At 38.7% G+C, this 17,171-nt stretch carries 11 protein-coding genes, 3 pseudogenes and 1 riboswitch; of the genes and pseudogenes, 13 read left to right on the forward strand and 1 reads right to left on the reverse strand.

The window, feature by feature from the left end; all coding sequences use genetic code 11:
* The first annotated feature begins 109 nt into the window (after positions 1–109).
* Together mqo and LD028_RS06260 are read left to right on the forward strand one after the other, a co-directional pair.
* Positions 110–1,600 (forward strand): malate dehydrogenase (quinone), encoded by a 1,491-nt coding sequence (mqo, locus tag LD028_RS06255; RefSeq protein ID WP_237811293.1) that lies wholly within the window; start codon positions 110–112, stop codon positions 1,598–1,600.
* 90 nt (positions 1,601–1,690) lie between these two features.
* The gene (locus tag LD028_RS06260) at positions 1,691–1,870 is read left to right on the forward strand and encodes a hypothetical protein (protein WP_144330058.1); all 180 of its coding nucleotides are present in this window, start codon (positions 1,691–1,693) and stop codon (positions 1,868–1,870) included.
* A 64-nt stretch (positions 1,871–1,934) separates the two neighbouring features.
* Here LD028_RS06260 and thiC read toward each other — a convergent pair whose 3' ends face one another.
* On the reverse strand, positions 1,935–3,638 hold the full coding sequence (thiC, locus tag LD028_RS06265) for a phosphomethylpyrimidine synthase ThiC (protein WP_237811294.1): 1,704 nt from the start codon (positions 3,636–3,638) through the stop codon (positions 1,935–1,937).
* Positions 3,639–3,745: 107 nt separating this feature from the next.
* Positions 3,746–3,860, reverse strand: a riboswitch (TPP riboswitch).
* A gap of 89 nt (positions 3,861–3,949) precedes the next feature.
* On the opposite strand from thiC, the pseudogene LD028_RS06270 reads away from it, so the two are divergent.
* The 11 genes and pseudogenes from LD028_RS06270 to LD028_RS06320 all read left to right on the forward strand — a co-directional run.
* Positions 3,950–4,096 (forward strand): annotated as a pseudogene (locus tag LD028_RS06270) (permease); the annotation flags it as partial.
* 18 nt (positions 4,097–4,114) lie between these two features.
* The gene (locus tag LD028_RS06275) at positions 4,115–4,276 is read left to right on the forward strand and encodes a hypothetical protein (protein ID WP_237811295.1); all 162 of its coding nucleotides are present in this window, start codon (positions 4,115–4,117) and stop codon (positions 4,274–4,276) included.
* A gap of 123 nt (positions 4,277–4,399) precedes the next feature.
* Positions 4,400–4,726 carry a HipA domain-containing protein gene (locus tag LD028_RS06280; protein WP_237811296.1) on the forward strand — a complete coding sequence of 109 codons (327 nt, stop codon included), beginning with the start codon at positions 4,400–4,402 and terminating at the stop codon, positions 4,724–4,726.
* Positions 4,727–4,730: 4 nt separating this feature from the next.
* A pseudogene (locus LD028_RS06285) lies at positions 4,731–5,487 on the forward strand (HIRAN domain-containing protein).
* 309 nt (positions 5,488–5,796) lie between these two features.
* Complete coding sequence (locus tag LD028_RS06290; RefSeq protein WP_237811297.1) at positions 5,797–6,363, forward strand: NYN domain-containing protein; 567 nt, start codon at positions 5,797–5,799, stop codon at positions 6,361–6,363.
* Positions 6,364–6,423: 60 nt separating this feature from the next.
* Complete coding sequence (locus LD028_RS06295) at positions 6,424–6,714, forward strand: type II toxin-antitoxin system HicB family antitoxin (protein ID WP_237811298.1); 291 nt, start codon at positions 6,424–6,426, stop codon at positions 6,712–6,714.
* Positions 6,715–6,964: 250 nt separating this feature from the next.
* The gene (locus LD028_RS18095) at positions 6,965–9,835 is read left to right on the forward strand and encodes an SNF2-related protein (protein WP_237811299.1); all 2,871 of its coding nucleotides are present in this window, start codon (positions 6,965–6,967) and stop codon (positions 9,833–9,835) included.
* 17 nt (positions 9,836–9,852) lie between these two features.
* Entirely contained in the window at positions 9,853–11,451 is a 1,599-nt protein-coding gene (locus LD028_RS06305; RefSeq protein WP_481736491.1) for a site-specific DNA-methyltransferase, read from the forward strand.
* Between the two features lie 12 nt (positions 11,452–11,463).
* A complete protein-coding gene (locus tag LD028_RS06310) occupies positions 11,464–14,133 on the forward strand; it encodes a DEAD/DEAH box helicase (RefSeq protein WP_237811301.1) in 2,670 nt (889 codons plus the stop codon).
* 219 nt (positions 14,134–14,352) lie between these two features.
* Positions 14,353–16,656, forward strand: a complete 2,304-nt coding sequence (locus tag LD028_RS06315; protein WP_237810758.1) for an AAA family ATPase — start codon at positions 14,353–14,355, stop codon at positions 16,654–16,656.
* Positions 16,657–16,890: 234 nt separating this feature from the next.
* Positions 16,891–17,171: pseudogene (locus tag LD028_RS06320) on the forward strand (Rpn family recombination-promoting nuclease/putative transposase); the annotation flags it as partial.

The following is a 17,171-nucleotide window of genomic DNA, read 5'->3' on the forward strand; positions in this document are numbered from 1 at the left end:
AACATGTTTGTAATCATGTAGAATAATAGTGACATACTATAATTTAAATGTGTTATAATAAATGCGGAGAGGTTTTTGATCGAATCGATGGGATTTAGGGGGTCCAATGATGAAAACAGATGTCATTTTAATTGGTGCGGGGATTATGAGTGCGACATTAGGGACATTGTTGAAAGAGTTAGCGCCAGAGTGGGAAATTACGGTGTTTGAAAGACTTGATCAACCAGCAGATGAAAGTTCGAACGAATGGAACAATGCCGGAACCGGACATGCGGCACTTTGTGAACTAAACTACACAGTGGAAAAAGCGGACGGATCAGTTGATATAAGCAAAGCGATTAAAATTAACGAACAATTTCAGGAGTCGCTACAATTTTGGTCTTATCTCGTTCAAAATAAGCACATTCGCAACCCGAAGGACTTTGTTATGCCAATCCCACATATGAGTTTTGTGCAGGGAGAAGAAAACGTCGCGTTTTTAAGAAAGCGCTTTGAGCAGATGGCTAATCATCCGTTATTTAAAGGGATGGAGTTTTCTGACGATCCGCAAAAATTGAAAGAGTGGATTCCGCTGATGATGGAAGACCGCATCGTCACAGAACCGATTGCTGCCACGCGCATGGAGTCAGGGACAGATGTGAACTTTGGAGCTTTAACGCGCATGTTATTTGAACATTTAGAACATAAGCATGTCAATTTATATTATAAACATCATGTTGAAGATATGAAACGGACAAGCGACAATTTATGGGAAGTAAAGGTGCGCAATTTAGCGACTGGGGAAGTTGACGTTCATACAGCGAAGTTCGTCTTTATCGGGGCAGGTGGCGGAAGCCTACATTTGCTACAAAAGTCAGGTATCCCTGAAGGAAAAGGAATCGGTGGATTCCCGGTAAGCGGACTATTTATGGTGTGCAACAATCCGGATATCATTACTCAACATCATGCGAAAGTGTACGGCAAAGCGAAAGTTGGTGCACCGCCGATGTCTGTCCCACATTTAGATACGAGATTCATAGGCAATGAGAAAATGTTATTATTTGGACCGTTCGCTGGGTTTTCACCAAAGTTTTTAAAGAACGGGTCGATATTCGACTTAATTACGTCTGTCAAACCGCACAACGTGTTGACGATGCTTGCAGCAGGGGCGAAAAACATGGCGCTTACAAAATATTTAATTGAACAAGTCATGTTATCAAAAGAACAACGCATGGAAGAATTGCGCGAATTTATCCCGAATGCGAAAAGCGAAGATTGGGATGTTATTATCGCTGGTCAGCGCGTGCAAGTCATTAAAGATACAGAAGCAGGTGGCAAAGGAACGCTTCAATTCGGTACGGAAGTTGTTGCCGCCCATGACGGCTCCGTTGCTGCTTTACTCGGTGCATCACCAGGCGCTTCAACGGCTGTTCATGTCATGCTTGAAGTCATTGAAAAATGCTTCCCAAATGAAATGAAACAATGGGAAGCGAAAATTAAAGAGATGATCCCATCATATGGCGTATCGCTAATGAAAAACGAAGCGCTTTTACGCGATGTCCAAACGCTCGCTGCTGAAACGCTTGGCCTAAAAGAAAATATGCCACTTCAAATTGCATAAACATAAAAGGCGGAAGTCGGTGGACTTCTGTCTTTTTTTGTAGTGATCGTGCATGCATTTGTTATAATGAGGAAAAAGGGGGATGAGTGAATGATTTACCTTTGCTTTGTGGTTTTACCGATTATCGCAGGTTTATGGTTTTTTAATTTGGCATTGCTGTTGAAGAAATTGCACCAAGGCCGTGATATTCATAACGAAACATTGTTAGGTACAGTGTTAACAGCGATTTTTGTTTTTTTCTTTATGTACGTATGGATTGGGGTGTCATGAACGGAGCATGTGCACGACTTGTTTTAGATTAACATTATCATACTAAACGAGCACAAGTTGAGCGCTAGCGCTCAACTTGCACGGCATTTGTATATAATGATTTTCCTTGTTCAATGAACTGTTTTGCCTTTTCTTTCATACCTTCGTCTTGCAAAGTTTTTTGAAGTTGATGTGAAATGTTCATGGAACAAAATTTTGGACCGCACATAGAGCAAAAATGGGCGAGCTTTGCTCCTTCGGCTGGCAATGTTTCATCATGATACTCACGTGCGCGTTCAGGGTCTAAAGATAAGTTGAATTGATCGTTCCAACGAAATTCAAATCGAGCTTTTGATAAAGCGTCATCTCGTTTTTGTGCACCAGGATGCCCTTTTGCTAAATCAGCCGCATGGGCGGCGATTTTATAGGCAATAACACCTTCGCGTACATCTTCTTTGTTCGGAAGTCCAAGATGTTCCTTTGGTGTGACATAACAAAGCATAGCCGTACCGTAAGCACCGATTAGCGCTGCTCCAATGGCTGATGTAATATGGTCGTATCCTGGCGCAATGTCAGTAGTGATTGGACCTAATGTGTAAAAAGGTGCTCCATGACAAATTTCAATTTGCTTATCAACGTTTTCTTTAATTTTATGCATCGGAATATGTCCTGGACCTTCAATCATCACTTGAACATCATGTTCCCATGCAATGTTTGTCAATTCACCAAGTGTTTGTAGTTCGGCAAATTGCGCTTCGTCGTTCGCATCTGCGATCGATCCAGGACGCAATCCGTCTCCGAGGGAAATGGCAATATCGTAAGTTTTTAAAATTTCACAAATTTCTTCAAAGTGAGTGTATAAAAAGTTCTCCTCATGATGCGCTAAACACCATTGCGCCATGATGGAACCTCCGCGTGAGACGATACCTGTCGTTCGATTAATTGTTAATGGAATGTAACGAAGTAGCACCCCAGCGTGAATAGTAAAATAATCGACACCTTGCTCTGCTTGTTCAATGAGCGTTTCTTTATAAATGTCCCATGATAAACGTTCCACAACACCGTTCACTTTTTCTAGTGCTTGATAAATAGGCACAGTACCTACGGGAACAGGTGAGTTTCGAATAATGTACTCTCTTGTTTCATGTATATATTTTCCTGTTGATAAGTCCATGATCGTATCTGCACCCCAACGAATGGCCCAAAGCATCTTTTCAACTTCTTCCTCCATCGAGGATGTCACAGCTGAATTCCCGATATTTGCGTTAATTTTAACGTGGAATTTATTCCCTATAATCATCGGTTCACTTTCAGGATGGTTAATGTTAGCTGGGATAATTGCCCGTCCTGCCGCCACTTCTTGACGAACAAACTCTGGATCCATTTGCTCACGTATCGCAACAAATTCCATTTCAGGTGTAATGATCCCTCGTTTTGCGTAATGCATTTGGGTGACCGTTTTTCCTTTTTTCGAACGAAGAGGTCTTCGTTCGAAAGGCAATTTCGTTTTAGGTGTTTGACCATTGTATTCTTCTACATCACCACGTTCTGCTATCCATTTTTCCCTTAATTTTGGTAGTCCTTTATGAATGTTCGGGTTAAAAAGTGGGTCTGTATACGGTCCACTTGTGTCATATACTCGAATCGGTTCATTTTCTCGTATGGATGTTTCTGTCTTTGTTGGTGTTAGTTGAATTTCACGCATTGGAACACGAATATCTTCACGTGTTCCTTGTACATACACTTTTTTACTTGCAGGGAAATGCATCTGTGAAAATAAATTGTTCATCGACATTCTCTCCTTTTTTGTTTTTGTCGGAGTCATGCCAACACGTAAAAAAAATCAGGTTCCGTAATGAGAACCTGATTTTGTCCGCAAATAGCACAAGCAAACAACACTTGCACCATCTACTTCCCTACGCTGGCATCACCCAGATCAGGTTCGAAGGGTCAAAGAACTTTTGCGCGTTCTTCTCTCAGTCCAAGCTATTGGACTCCCCTAGTAGATGAAAAATTATGAACTTTAAGAACAATCTATCACATAATAAAAATATTGTAAAGTATATTTATTCATCGGGGCTGGCATCGGCGTATTCATTCATGGCGCTTATGATTAGCTCTGCGGGCGCAAGTTTACCAGAGATTACACTACTGCATAGCATTTTTCATAAGAAACTCGTTTGGGCGTTCATCGCCTCGGTCATCTCGATGGCGACTTTGTCAGGATTTTTGTTTTACATCATATAAAACATGGAGGAGATTCGTATGTTTAAAAAATTGTTTGAGAAAAAAGAAAAAGGTTGTTGCGATGTGCAAATTATTGAGGTTAAAGATGACGAGAAAAAGGAAGATTGTTGCGAGGGGAAAGAGGACTGCTGCAAAGAGCAAGAAGATTGTTGCGAAGACGACAAACAAACATGTTGCTAGCACCAGAGCACCAGGGGGCCCTGGTGTTTTTTGCATGGGCAGGATTTTTGGTGAGGATGACGAAGTAAAGGAGAAAATTATGTTTTTATTTAGAAGATAAGTGGTCAAAAAGGGATGGGGTTTGTGAATATACTAGACGTTAGCCATTGGGAAAAAGATGATAAAAGGCAAGCATCTGGAACAAGACAAAAGTTTTGGTTAGTTAGTCCACATAACGAAAAACGATATTTGTTTAAAATTCCGAAAGAAAATACAGGAGAAGCGTGGGCAGAAGTTGTTGCCTCAAAGTTAGGGGAGTTGATAGGGATAAATACAATGAAGGCACATTTAGCAATTTATAATGGTTTAACAGGTTGTTTACTGGAAAATTTCGTTGTTGCTAATGCAGAGTTTTACGAAGGCGGTGATTTATTCTTTACGATTGCGGAAGATTTTGATCTGCGGAGGTGAAAACATGATTCGACCTTTTGTGCTTTGGCTTATTTGGCAAAATGAACGTACTCGTCAGCGATATCATGTAGGCAATTTAGTGCATCATGAAGGAAAATACATGTTTTATTATGAGAAGCATGCAAAGAGAAGAGGAGTTATCGAAGCATTAAAAAACGGATATCATCTACATTTAGCTTTCCCAGATGTAAATAAAGTTTATGTATCCGAGCGTTTGTTTGGTCCTTTTGAAAGACGTCTTCCTGAATCGTCGTCGTCCGGATTTTCAAGAAATTCTAGGGGCACACGGCTTATCCGATGATTATACAAATATGGATTTATTGCGTGCTACTGGTGGAAGACTGGCGACGGACACGTATGAGTTTGTACCACCCATTTATGTATACGGCAATGAGTTTGACTTTGATTTTTACATTGCTGGATGGAGATATTATGAAGGGGAACGAGTACTTGATCGGTTGCAAGTAGGGGACGATGTGATATTTCAACTAGAATCGACAAATGAACAAGATCCGAAAGCGGTTGTCGTATTGACGAAACAAGGGGAAAAATTAGGATATATCCCTGCTTTTTATAGTGAATTTATGTTTTGGCTTATTGAAGAAAGTAGTGGGGCATATAAAGCTAACATTCAATTTATTTACCCGAAGGCCAATCCACAGTTAAAAGTAAACATTTGTGTGCGTGGAACGCTGACAACGACAATGAAACAGCTTCAGCTAGACATGGTACACGATATGGAGTTGACAATAACAGTGTAGTAGATAAAAATCACACAAAGCGTTCAGAGGATGGAACAGGCAGCCATCGCCCTCGGTGGAGATGCGGGAGTGCCAACCCGCCTGAAGTTTTGTGAATGGAGTCGATCCATAGCGGGAGGGGCTATGGGTTTTTGTTTTACCACTATGCAATAGGCGAGCTCGTTGCGTTACAAGGATGGTGTGTTGACATGTCGTGTTTTTGTTGTATAATTGTGCATAGAATAAACGCTGTCGTTCATATGGATGGCAGGTCAAGAAGGGAGCGGCATCGTGTCGCTCCTTTTGTTTTTCATGTGAGGAGGGATGTTTTTGTATTCACGCATCGCCTTATTTATTGATGGCGGATATCTTGACAACGTATTGAAATGGCATGGAAAAGCAAAAATTGATTATGGTAAGCTTGCTGCAGCTATGGCTAACGACCACTTGCTTCTGAGAACGTACTACTATCACTGTCTCCCTTATCAATCTCCAAATCCATCTTCAGAGGAAAAAGAGTATTTTTCCAATGCCCAAAGCTTTTTCAAAAGATTGAACAGGCTAGAAAGCTTCACTGTTCGAGAAGGAAAACTTGCATTCCGCGGTATTGATGATCGCGGTTTCCTTGTGTTCGAGCAAAAGCGTGTTGATGTTATGCTAGCGACAGACTTAGTTATGCATAGTACGAAAAAACTGATTACGCATGCAGCTCTTTTAACAGGGGATAGCGACTTTTTGCCAGCGTTGCAAATTGCACAATCAGAAGGAGTGCATATTACTCTCTATTATTCTGATGAAAGCGACGACATTCGCCCGCATGATGAACTGTTGGATATTGTAGATGATCGGAGGTTGATCAATAAGGAGTTCATCCATAGCATTCAAAGAGGATCATGACATAGTGTATTACATTGGTCATTGAAACGAATCTATGCTCCAATAGAGAGGACAGTGTATATGAAAAAAGACCGCTATATTTATCCGGCTATTTTCGATGATGACAGTGACGGAATATCTGTGGAATTTCCTGATCTTCCTGGATGTTTCACGTGTGGCGATACAGAAGAAGAAGCGCTGCAAATGGCAAAAGAGGCATTGGCACTGCATTTATACGGATTAGAACAGGAGAATGAAGTCATTCCTGAGCCTTCAAAATTGTCGGACATTCCATACAAAAATAACAAAACCGTTGTCTTTATTGAAGTATGGATGCCGCCTTTTCGCTATGAAATGGAAAAAAGACGCTAGCCATTCCAAGATGGTTTGATCATTTATTTGTAAACGATTCACAAATTCTGCAAGACGCATGAAAGAAGTATTTACGTGCTCAAGAGAATGGAATGCCCCCTTTCTTGGTGATGAGGGAGGGGGCTTGTGGTATTTTTAAAAATGATAAATATAGAAATGTCATGTTTTGTCGAATGTCTGTTCTTGTAAAATAATGTCGGGTATAATAAGACGTAGATAGTTTGTTCGGATATATAGGGGGGTTTTTGTAGTGACAACGCCATACCAAAGCCAATATTTTGCTTACGAGCTAACTCGACAACATTCTTCACGTTCAATCGGTCGGTTAAGCCAGTCATTAATTAACGCGACAGTTGATTTAAACCCTCATCAGGTAGAGGCGGCTTTATTCGCTTTTCGCGCCCCGCTTGAGAGAGGAGCGATTTTAGCCGATGAAGTAGGATTAGGAAAAACGATTGAAGCAGGGCTCATTATTAGCCAATTGTGGGCGGAACGAAAGCGCAATATCCTTATTATTGTACCGCCACCACTAAGGAAGCAATGGAATCAAGAACTTTGGGAGAAATTTTATATCCCGTCGATCATTTTGGAAAGCAAAAACTTTAATGAAATGGTGCGTTCAGGTCATCGCAACCCTTTCTTGCAGCAAGATCAAATTGTCATTACTTCTTACCAATATGCACGCAATAAAGCGGACATGTTACGAAAAGTAAATTGGGATTTAATTGTTTTTGATGAAGCCCACCGGATGAGAAATGTATATAAAAAATCAAACAAAATTGGCAGAGCTTTACGTACAGCAACAGCTGGATGCCCAAAAATTTTACTTACCGCTACACCATTGCAAAATTCATTGATGGAATTATATGGATTGATTAGCTTTATCGACCCACATATTTTCGGGGATGAAACGACATTCCGGCGCCAGTTTGCGCGTGGGGCAAAAGAAATGTCAGATGCGGATTTTCTCGATTTGAAACGACGCATTAAACCTGTTTGCCACCGGACGTTGCGGCGGCAAGTGACGGAGTATGTCAACTACACGCAACGTATCCCAATTACACAAGAATTTATGCCGACAAACAACGAATGGGAATTGTACGAAAAAGTATCGGCGTATTTGCAGTGGGAACAGCTTTTTGCATTACCGACAAGCCAGCGGGCGCTAATGACGTTAGTTGTCCGCAAATTGCTTGCTTCTTCTTCGTTTGCGATTTCTGACACATTGCATTCTCTCATCAAACGATTGGATCAATTATTAATCGAGCTAGAGCGGGGGAAGCTTGAGGCGGCGGCAGAATGTTCTGATGTTTACGAAGATGTTGATGAATTTAATGAAACAATGGAAGAGTGGGAAGAAGAGGAACAGCCAATACATAACGGGTTGTCACTTTCTGAAATGAAGCAGCTGATTTTACAAGAAAAACAAGAACTAGAACAATATTATGAGCTCGCGAAATCGATTCGGGAAAATTCAAAAGCAGAAGCGCTATTAATTGCTCTTGAAAAAGGATTTGAGAAATTAAAAATGATAGGCGCAAATGAAAAAGCCGTTATCTTCACCGAATCGCGCCGAACGCAATCGTATTTGCGCGAATTTCTTGAACGCAATGGATATGCAAGGAAAATCGTATTATTTAATGGGAAAAATGAAGATGAACAGGCAAAACAAATTTATGCACAGTGGCTAGAAAAACATCAGCATAGCGACAAAATAACTGGCTCAAAAACAGCCGATATGCGCGCGGCTCTTGTGGAATATTTTAAAGAGCAGGCATCGATTATGATTGCAACAGAATCAGCATCAGAAGGAATTAACCTGCAATTTTGCAGCTTAGTTGTCAACTATGATTTGCCATGGAATCCGCAGCGGATTGAGCAGCGGATCGGTCGCTGCCATCGATATGGACAAACCCATGATGTCGTTGTCATTAATTTTTTGAACCATAAAAACGAAGCAGATAAAAAAGTGTATGAAATTCTTTCTGAAAAATTTCGGCTGTTTGAAGGAGTTTTTGGCTCTTCAGATGAAGTGCTAGGTGCGCTTGAATCAGGCGTCGATTTTGAAAAGCGAATTCAACAAATTTATCAAACATGCCGTACAGCAGAGGAAATTGAGCAAGCGTTTAAACAATTGCAAGCAGAGCTAGATGAGCAAATTCAACTGAAAATGAAAGAAACGCGTATGCACTTATTAGAGAATTTTGACGATGAAGTGCGGGAGAAGCTACGAGATCATTACCATCAAACAAGCTTGCATCTCAATCGGATGGAGCGCTATCTCTGGAGTTTGTCTAAGTATGAAGGTGCAAAAGAAGCGATATTTGATGATGAAACGTTAAGCTTTACGAAAGATGATGAAACGTACCAAATGATATCGCAAGCGAAAAAACAAGATCGTTCAAACGTCCATCATTATCGTTTTTCTCATCCATTGGCGCAAAAATGGATCGAACAGGCAAAAAGCCGCCAGCTTATCCCGAAAGAAATTACTTTCCGCTATTCAGATTATGAGGGAAAAGTGACGATTTTGGAACAATTGATTGGGAAAGAAGGATGGCTGTCGCTAGATTTGCTTCATGTTCAATCGTTGGAAAACGAGCAGCATTTGATTTTTTCAGCAATTGATTTAGAAGGGGAGCAACTCGATCAAGAAATTTGTAAAAAAATGTTTGAGTTGCCTGCTGTGGAAGGAGAAGAAACCGAACTTTCCGAATCGATCGGAAATACCATTAACCGTATTAGCGAAGCACAGCAGCAATCGATTTTAAATGACATTATGGAGCGGACATCTGTCTATTTTGACGCGGAATTAGAAAAATTAGAAAAATGGTCACAAGACTTGAAAAATAAGCTCGAAAAAGATATAGATGAAATGACGGTGGAAATTGAACATTTGAAGCGGGAAGCGAAATTAACCCGCAATCTTGCCGAAAAGCTAGAAATGAACAAGCAAATTAAAGAGCTGGAAAAAAAGCGAAATGAAATGCGCCGAAGTCTTTATGACCAGCAAGATGAAATCGATGAACAAAAAGACCGGCTGTTTGAAGAAATCGAGAAAAAGCTTGAACAACGCACCGCAACCGAACACTTATTTACTATCAAATGGAGAATCGTATAGCAACAGGAGGGAGTACATTGGCACAAAAACTAGAGTTAACGTGGATTGGCAAAGGCGAGCAGCCAAAGCTCGAACCGCGCATTCTTCTCGAAGATCCGGAACTTTCTTATCATGCAAAAGAACGGGTGACGGAAAATGATATTTTTGATAATCGGTTAATTTTCGGAGACAACTTGCTCGCGTTGAAAGCATTGGAGCAGGAGTTTACGGGGAAAATTAAGTGCATTTATATTGATCCACCGTATAATACAGGGAATGCATTTGAGCATTATGATGATGGGTTGGAGCATAGTATTTGGTTATCATTAATGAAAGCTAGATTAGAAATTATAAGAAACCTTATAAGTGAAGACGGTTCGTTATGGATTTCAATAGATGACGATGAGGCTCATTATTTAAAGGTTCTTTGTGACGAAATATTTGGGAGAAGAAATTTTATCTCTAGTATTATATGGCAAAAAAAGTTTTCTCCTAGTAATGATGCGAAATTTATTTCAGATAGCCACGACTATATACTTGTTTATGCCAAAAATAAGGACTTGTGGAAAAGAAATTTGCTGCCTAGAACAACGGAGAGTAATAGTAGATATAAAAACCCTGATAATGATCCGAGAGGTCCATGGACATCTGGTGATTTGTCAGTAAAAACATATTCTGAAGAATATGATTATCCTATAACCACACCTTCTGGAAGAGTTGTTTATCCACCTAAAGGTTCTTGTTGGAGAATTCCAAAAAGTAAGTTCGAAGAATTAGTAAAAGATAATCGTATTTGGTTTGGAGAAAAAGGAAATAACGTTCCACGTTTAAAAAGATTTTTAAGCGAAGTTCAGGAGGGGATAGTTCCTAAGACCTTATGGTTAAGAGATGAAGTAGGAGATAATCAGGAAGCAAAAAGAGAGGTTAAAAAATTTAATGAGCAAAATGTTTTTGCTACTCCTAAGCCTGAACGGCTGATACAAAGAATATTGCAAATAGCAACCAACGAAGGCGACTGGGTTCTTGATTCGTTTGCCGGTTCTGGTACGACTGGGGCGGTGGCGCATAAGATGGGGCGTCGGTGGATTATGATTGAGCTTGGCGAACATTGCCATACGCATATTATTCCACGGATGAAGCGAGTGATTGATGGAACGGATCAAGGTGGAATTAGTAAAGCGGTCAATTGGCAAGGCGGCGGCGGTTTTCGCTATTATAAACTAGCGCCAAGCTTATTAAAGAAAGACAAATTCGGCAATTGGATTATCAACCCAGAATACAATGCCGAAATGCTCGCGGAAGCGATGTGTAAGCATGAAGGGTTTACGTACAATCCAGACCCGCACGTATTTTGGAAGCAAGGTCAATCGACGGAAAATGATTTTATTTTCACAACAACGCAGCTCGTCACTCACCAAATGGTCGCTGGCATCGTGGAACAAATGAAAGAAAACGAAACGCTGTTGATTTGCTGTAAGGCATATAATGTAAATGTAGATGAATTTCCACAAATTACGATTAAAAAATTGCCGCAAGCGATTTTAAATAAATGCGAATTTGGTCGTGACGACTATAGCTTAAATGTCAACAATTTACCGATGAAAGAAAGAGAACCAGAACAATTGGAGTTATTTTAGGGGGAAGAGGTCATGAATCGTATCGTTAGCGCTATTTCATCCCGTCTTAGCCTGCGTAAACCACAAAAAGAGTCGTTAGAAATTCTTGCCGAAGTGATTGAACACTTCGGCTTAAATAAACAAAATGATCCCCAATCATTACAAGAGAAGTTAGCTGCTGTTAACGCGAACTTTCCAAGCGTAACAGATTTTGAACGCGAATTTCCTTCGCTCTGTTTTGCGTTGGCAACAGGCGTCGGGAAAACACGGCTGATGGGGGCGTTTATTGCTTATTTACATATGGCGAAAGGAATTCGCAACTTCTTTGTGTTAGCACCGAACTTAACGATTTATGAAAAATTAATTCAAGATTTTACACCAAATACACCGAAGTATGTATTTAAGGGGCTTTCATCGTTCGCAAATAAACAGCCAAATATTATTACAGGGGATAACTATGAACAACAAGCCCTCTTTTTAGAAGATCCTCTAGCTGTAAATATTAATATTTTCAATATATCTAAGATTAACAGCGAAGTAAGGGGAGGAAAATCGCCGCGTATTAAACGGTTAAGTGAATATTTAGGACAGAGCTATTACGATTATTTAAAATCGCTACCTGATCTTGTGCTGCTAATGGACGAATCGCACCGTTATCGCGCAACGGCAGGTGTAAAAGCGATTAACGAGTTAAACCCAATTCTTGGTTTGGAATTAACTGCGACGCCGCAAGTCGAGAGCGGAAGCAAAACGATTCCGTTTAAAAACGTGATTTACAGCTATCCTCTTTATAAAGCGATGGAAGATGGATATGTAAAAGAACCTGCGGTTGCCACAAGGGAAAATTTCAATCCAGAGAAATTAAGTCAGGAGCAGTTAGAGCGCTTAAAACTTGAAGACGGCGTTCGAGTTCATGAGGAAACAAAACTAGAATTAGAACTATATGCGCGGGAAAACAACGAAAAATTAGTAAAGCCGTTTATTCTTGTTGTGGCTCAAGATACGAAACATGCAGAAGATCTCATGAATATGATGGAAAACGACGACTTTTTTGGAGGGCGTTATAAAGGGAAAGTGATTACCGTCCATTCCAATCAGCGTGGGGAAGAAAAAGATGAAACAATTAAAGAACTGTTAGCGCTTGAAGATCCTCATTCAAAAGTAGAAATTGTTATCCATGTGAATATGTTAAAGGAAGGTTGGGACGTCACCAATTTATATACGATTATTCCACTTCGTGCGGCAAACTCAAAGACGCTAGTCGAACAATCGATCGGCCGCGGTCTTCGTCTTCCGTATGGAAAACGAACAGGTGTGCCGGCGGTTGATCGTTTAACGATTATTGCTCATGATAAATTCCAAGAAATTATTGACGAGGCGAACAATCCTACATCGATTATCCGCCGTGGTGTTGTCATTGGTCGTGATATAGCGCAGACAGAGAAGAAAATGGTTGTCGTTGAATCAAACGTAGAAGCAACGCTCATTGAGCAACTTGTCGGTGAAAATAAACCTGTTACTCCTGAGGAAGAAAAGAAAATCGAGCTAAAGAAAAGTATTGCAGAAACTGTGGTGAAAACGATTGCTAATAAACAAACGTTGTATAGTTCCAAACAATTAAAAGACCCGTCAGTTCAACAACAGATTATTCACGAAGTCAATGAACTTTACACATCGTCCCAGTTGTCTTGGTTTGAAGAAGAGCCGCAAAAAATCGTGGAAAACATGGTGGCAAAGGCGGTTGAGTTAATTCCTGATTTGTCGATTGAAATTCCAAGGGTGATTTTACAACCAACGGGCGACATTTCATGGGGGTATCACGATTTTGATTTAGATTGTAGCGTGATCCCGAAATTACAGCCAGTTGCGGAAAACATTTTAATTGAGCATTTACGTACGCATGAAAGAGAATGGCTGCAAATTAAAAAAGACGTCCGAGAAGCAGAAGAGCATTTAGAAAATTACATTGTGTTTCATCTCATAGATTATCCAAACATTTCGTACGATGATCATGCGGAATTGTTATATAAACTATCAGGACAGCTAATTGCGTATCTTCGTAGTTATTTAAAAGAAGAAGACGTGAAAAATGTTGTCGTCTACAATGCCAAACGGCTAGCTCAACTTATTTATGCGCAAATGAAAGCACATTATTATGAAGAACAAACGAATTATGAAGTGATTGTTCGGGTAGGATTCGACACATTAAAGAGCAACGTAGTAACCGTCGATGCTGATGAAGAAGTGCGCGATTTTCGCCAACCGATTACGAATAAATCCTCGATTCGTGGCATGTGCTTTGGCGGCTTTACAAAATGCTTATATCGAACGCAAAAATTCGAATCTAACGCCGAACGTAGATTCGCCGTCATTTGCGAAAGTGATCCATCCGTTTTAAAATGGCTGAAACCGACACAAAATCACCTGAAAATTTACTACAACCAGACAAAAGCATACATTCCGGACTTCATTGTGGAAACAAACGAAAAAATGTATATATGTGAAATCAAAGCGACCAATAAAATCGAAGACGATAAAGAAGTCAAAGCAAAAGCAAAAGCAGCAATCACTTGGTGCCAACACGCTTCCGACCACGCTCGTGCAAACAACGGAAAAGAATGGGTATACTTGTTAATCCCGCACGATGATGTTGATTCGAATAAGACGATAAAAGGGTTGGAGGCGCTATATAGACAAAATTAGCGAAGAAAGATACAGCTCAGCCATCCATTTACGACAGAAGTTGTTAAAACTTCTGTCTTTTTTTACTTCCAACGACAGGATTCGACAGATTTTTTTGGTTACTTCTGATATTGGTATATAGTAAGTAGTCTTTTCTTTTTAACTCGATTATTTAAATAGTTTTCATAATTTATTGTTTAATAAATCCTTTAGAAGAGCTGAAGAGGGGAGAGGAAAGAGTTGATAACAAGTATTGATAAAATTAAACAATTTGGTATTTACCAAGACTTTGAAAAAACAAAAGAACTACAACCATTTTGTAGGTATAACCTTTTTTATGGTTGGAATGGAAGTGGCAAGAGTACTCTGGCAAGATTGTTCTATAGCATCCAAAAGAAGAAAATACATGATGACTTTAGAGGATGTGTTTTTGAAATCAGCCTTGATAATGGAAGAAAATTAAATGAAAATAATATTTGTGATTTCGATATTAATATAGCCGTGTTTAACGATGATTTTATAAAAGAAAACATTGATTGGGATGAAACAGTTAAAACTATATTGATAATTTCGGAGGAAAAAATTGAGGAACAAAAAAGACTTAAGAAACTTCAAAATGATCACAATACACTTGAAATGGAAATACGAGAGGTATTAAATAAAATTGATAACTCACAAAAAGAGATAAATAAATTTTTATCATCTACAGCCAAAAACATAAAAGAACAATTTCAGGTCATAGATACTAAGGATAATTATTATTTTTCTTATAATAAGACACGACTTGAGAAATTTATAGAAGAATATAGGAAAGAGCTTCTTGATGAAAAATCGATGCTTAATCCCGAGAGGATTAAATTAATTACTGCATCTATTAAGCCTGATATTAGAGACAAGATACAAATTCCTGATATGAGAATCGACAGTGATAAATTAATTGAAGCTAGAAAACGAATTAATAAATTATTACAGTCTAGTATAGTCACAAAAGCTGTTGAGAGGTTAGCCAATAACACGAAACTTAGTAATTGGATAGAACAAGGTTTAGCTATCCACAGAGAACTCAATAGTGCTACTTGTGAATTCTGTTCTCAGAAAATACCATATAACCGTCTTGATGAACTTGATAAACACTTTAATAAAGAGTACTATGATTTTAGGGACAAATTATATAAAGCACAAGAATGGTTAACAGATAATAGGATCGATATAAATATTCTTCCTAACCCATTAAGTTTATATGAAGAACTTCAATATGAATTTAATCAATATCTGGGAGAGATAAAAGAAATCTCGGATAAAATCAATAGTGTGCTACAAAGTTGGATAGAATGTTTGCAAAAAAAATCTATAAATCCATTTGAGATCCTTAATGATGTAGAAGAATTTCCTAATAATTTAGTTGCAAAATATAATGATTTAGCGTTTGCCTTACAAAACATTATTAATCGCCATAATAACAAAAGCGAGAATTTTCAAGTAGAAACTAAAAAGCAGAAACATAAACTTGAGCTACATTATGCAGCTAAAGCAATTAAGGAGTTTGAATACTTCAATAAAGTATCAGAGGTACAGGGGTTAAATAAGAAAAAAGAAGAATTAATCAATAAAAAGAATTTAATTAAAAATAAGATTTTAGAGTTAGAAAAACAACTGTCCAATGAGGTGCTGGGAGCCGAGCAATTCAATATGCAACTACATAAGTTTTTAGGGCACGGAGAGATTTCTCTTCAATTTGCTGAAAAAGAAAAAGGATATAGAATCATACGAACGAAAACTAATATGCAAGCGAAAAACCTGAGCGAGGGTGAAAAAACAGCTATAGCATTCGTTTACTTTATAACAAAATTAAAGGAAAATGGGAACGACCTGAGTAAAACAACAGTGGTTATTGATGATCCTATTTCTAGCTTTGATTCAAACAATCTATTCTATGCCTACTCTTTTTTAAGAAATGAATGTGATAATGTTTATCAACTATTTGTATTAACTCATAATTTTGTATTTTTCAAATTAATAAGAGATTGGCTAAGAGATAAAAATAATAAGAAAAACAATGAAAAGGAAAGGGCTGCTTTTTTTACAATAGAAGCTAAGTTCAATGAAAACATTAGAAAATCTGAAATAAAAAATGCGAATGAATCAATATTGAAATATAATTCTGAATATCATTATTTGTTCTATAGAGTGTACGGCTTTAAAGATCTAGGAGATTTATCACTTGATGAAGCTTTTTTAGTGTCTAATTTATCTAGGAAGTTAATGGAGATATTTCTGAGTTTTAAATTCCCAAAAAAGAGAGGTAATTTTAAGCAACTTATAGAAGAAGCTATAATTGATGTCACTCAAAGGGAAAAAATATATAAGTTTATAAATAAATATTCCCATAGTGCAACAATTGAAATTGGAGATAACACTATAGATAATTTAATGGGTGAAAGCACAAATATAGTTAAGGAAATTTTAGATGTTATTAAAAATTTGGACCCTGTCCATTATACAGAAATGGAAAGTATCTGTGATACCGTGCAAAGAGCAAAATAGTGGAACGCTTGTTGGTAAGATGTTTTCCATCTAAAAGACTTGTTGCGTGTCACCTTTCGATGCAACATTCATTTCTTTCGTTCGTTAGATATGGTACCTGTCACACCCCGAAGATTGTCGAAGTTTGATAGAGACAGAGAGTCGTTGGGTGGCTCTCTGTTTTTTCATTTCCGAAGCAGGACTGTTGTTTTTGCTGTCGAAAATATGCAACAAAACAGAAAGCGAGGTGTATATATGGCAGTTGATCATGATCGATTATTTAAGGAGCTGATTACGGCGTTTTTTGAAGAATTTCTTCTTCTCTTTTTCCCACATGTGCACGAGCATATCGACTTTCAGCACGTGGCTTTTTTGTCAGAGGAACTGTTCACCGACGTGACGGCGGGAGAGAAGTACCGCGTCGATGTGCTGGTGGAAACAAAATTAAAAGGGGAAGACGGCTTGATTATCGTCCATATCGAAAATCAAAGCTACGTGCAGCCATCGTTTCCCGAACGAATGTTTATTTACTTTAG

Origin of the sequence: Anoxybacillus sp. LAT27 (assembly GCF_022030075.1) — a bacterium.
Lineage (GTDB): Bacteria > Bacillota > Bacilli > Bacillales > Anoxybacillaceae > Anoxybacillus > Anoxybacillus kestanbolensis.

Excerpts from the sequence above, each read along its gene's own strand:
- mqo (WP_237811293.1), top strand. The coding sequence starts at position 110 with ATGAAAACAGATGTCATTTTAATTGGTGCGGGGATTATGAGTGCGACA.
- LD028_RS06260 (WP_144330058.1), top strand. The coding sequence starts at position 1,691 with ATGATTTACCTTTGCTTTGTGGTTTTACCGATTATCGCAGGTTTATGG.
- thiC (WP_237811294.1), bottom strand. The coding sequence starts at position 3,638 with ATGAACAATTTATTTTCACAGATGCATTTCCCTGCAAGTAAAAAAGTG.
- LD028_RS06275 (WP_237811295.1), top strand. The coding sequence starts at position 4,115 with ATGTTTAAAAAATTGTTTGAGAAAAAAGAAAAAGGTTGTTGCGATGTG.
- LD028_RS06295 (WP_237811298.1), top strand. The coding sequence starts at position 6,424 with ATGAAAAAAGACCGCTATATTTATCCGGCTATTTTCGATGATGACAGT.
- LD028_RS06310 (WP_237811301.1), top strand. The coding sequence starts at position 11,464 with ATGAATCGTATCGTTAGCGCTATTTCATCCCGTCTTAGCCTGCGTAAA.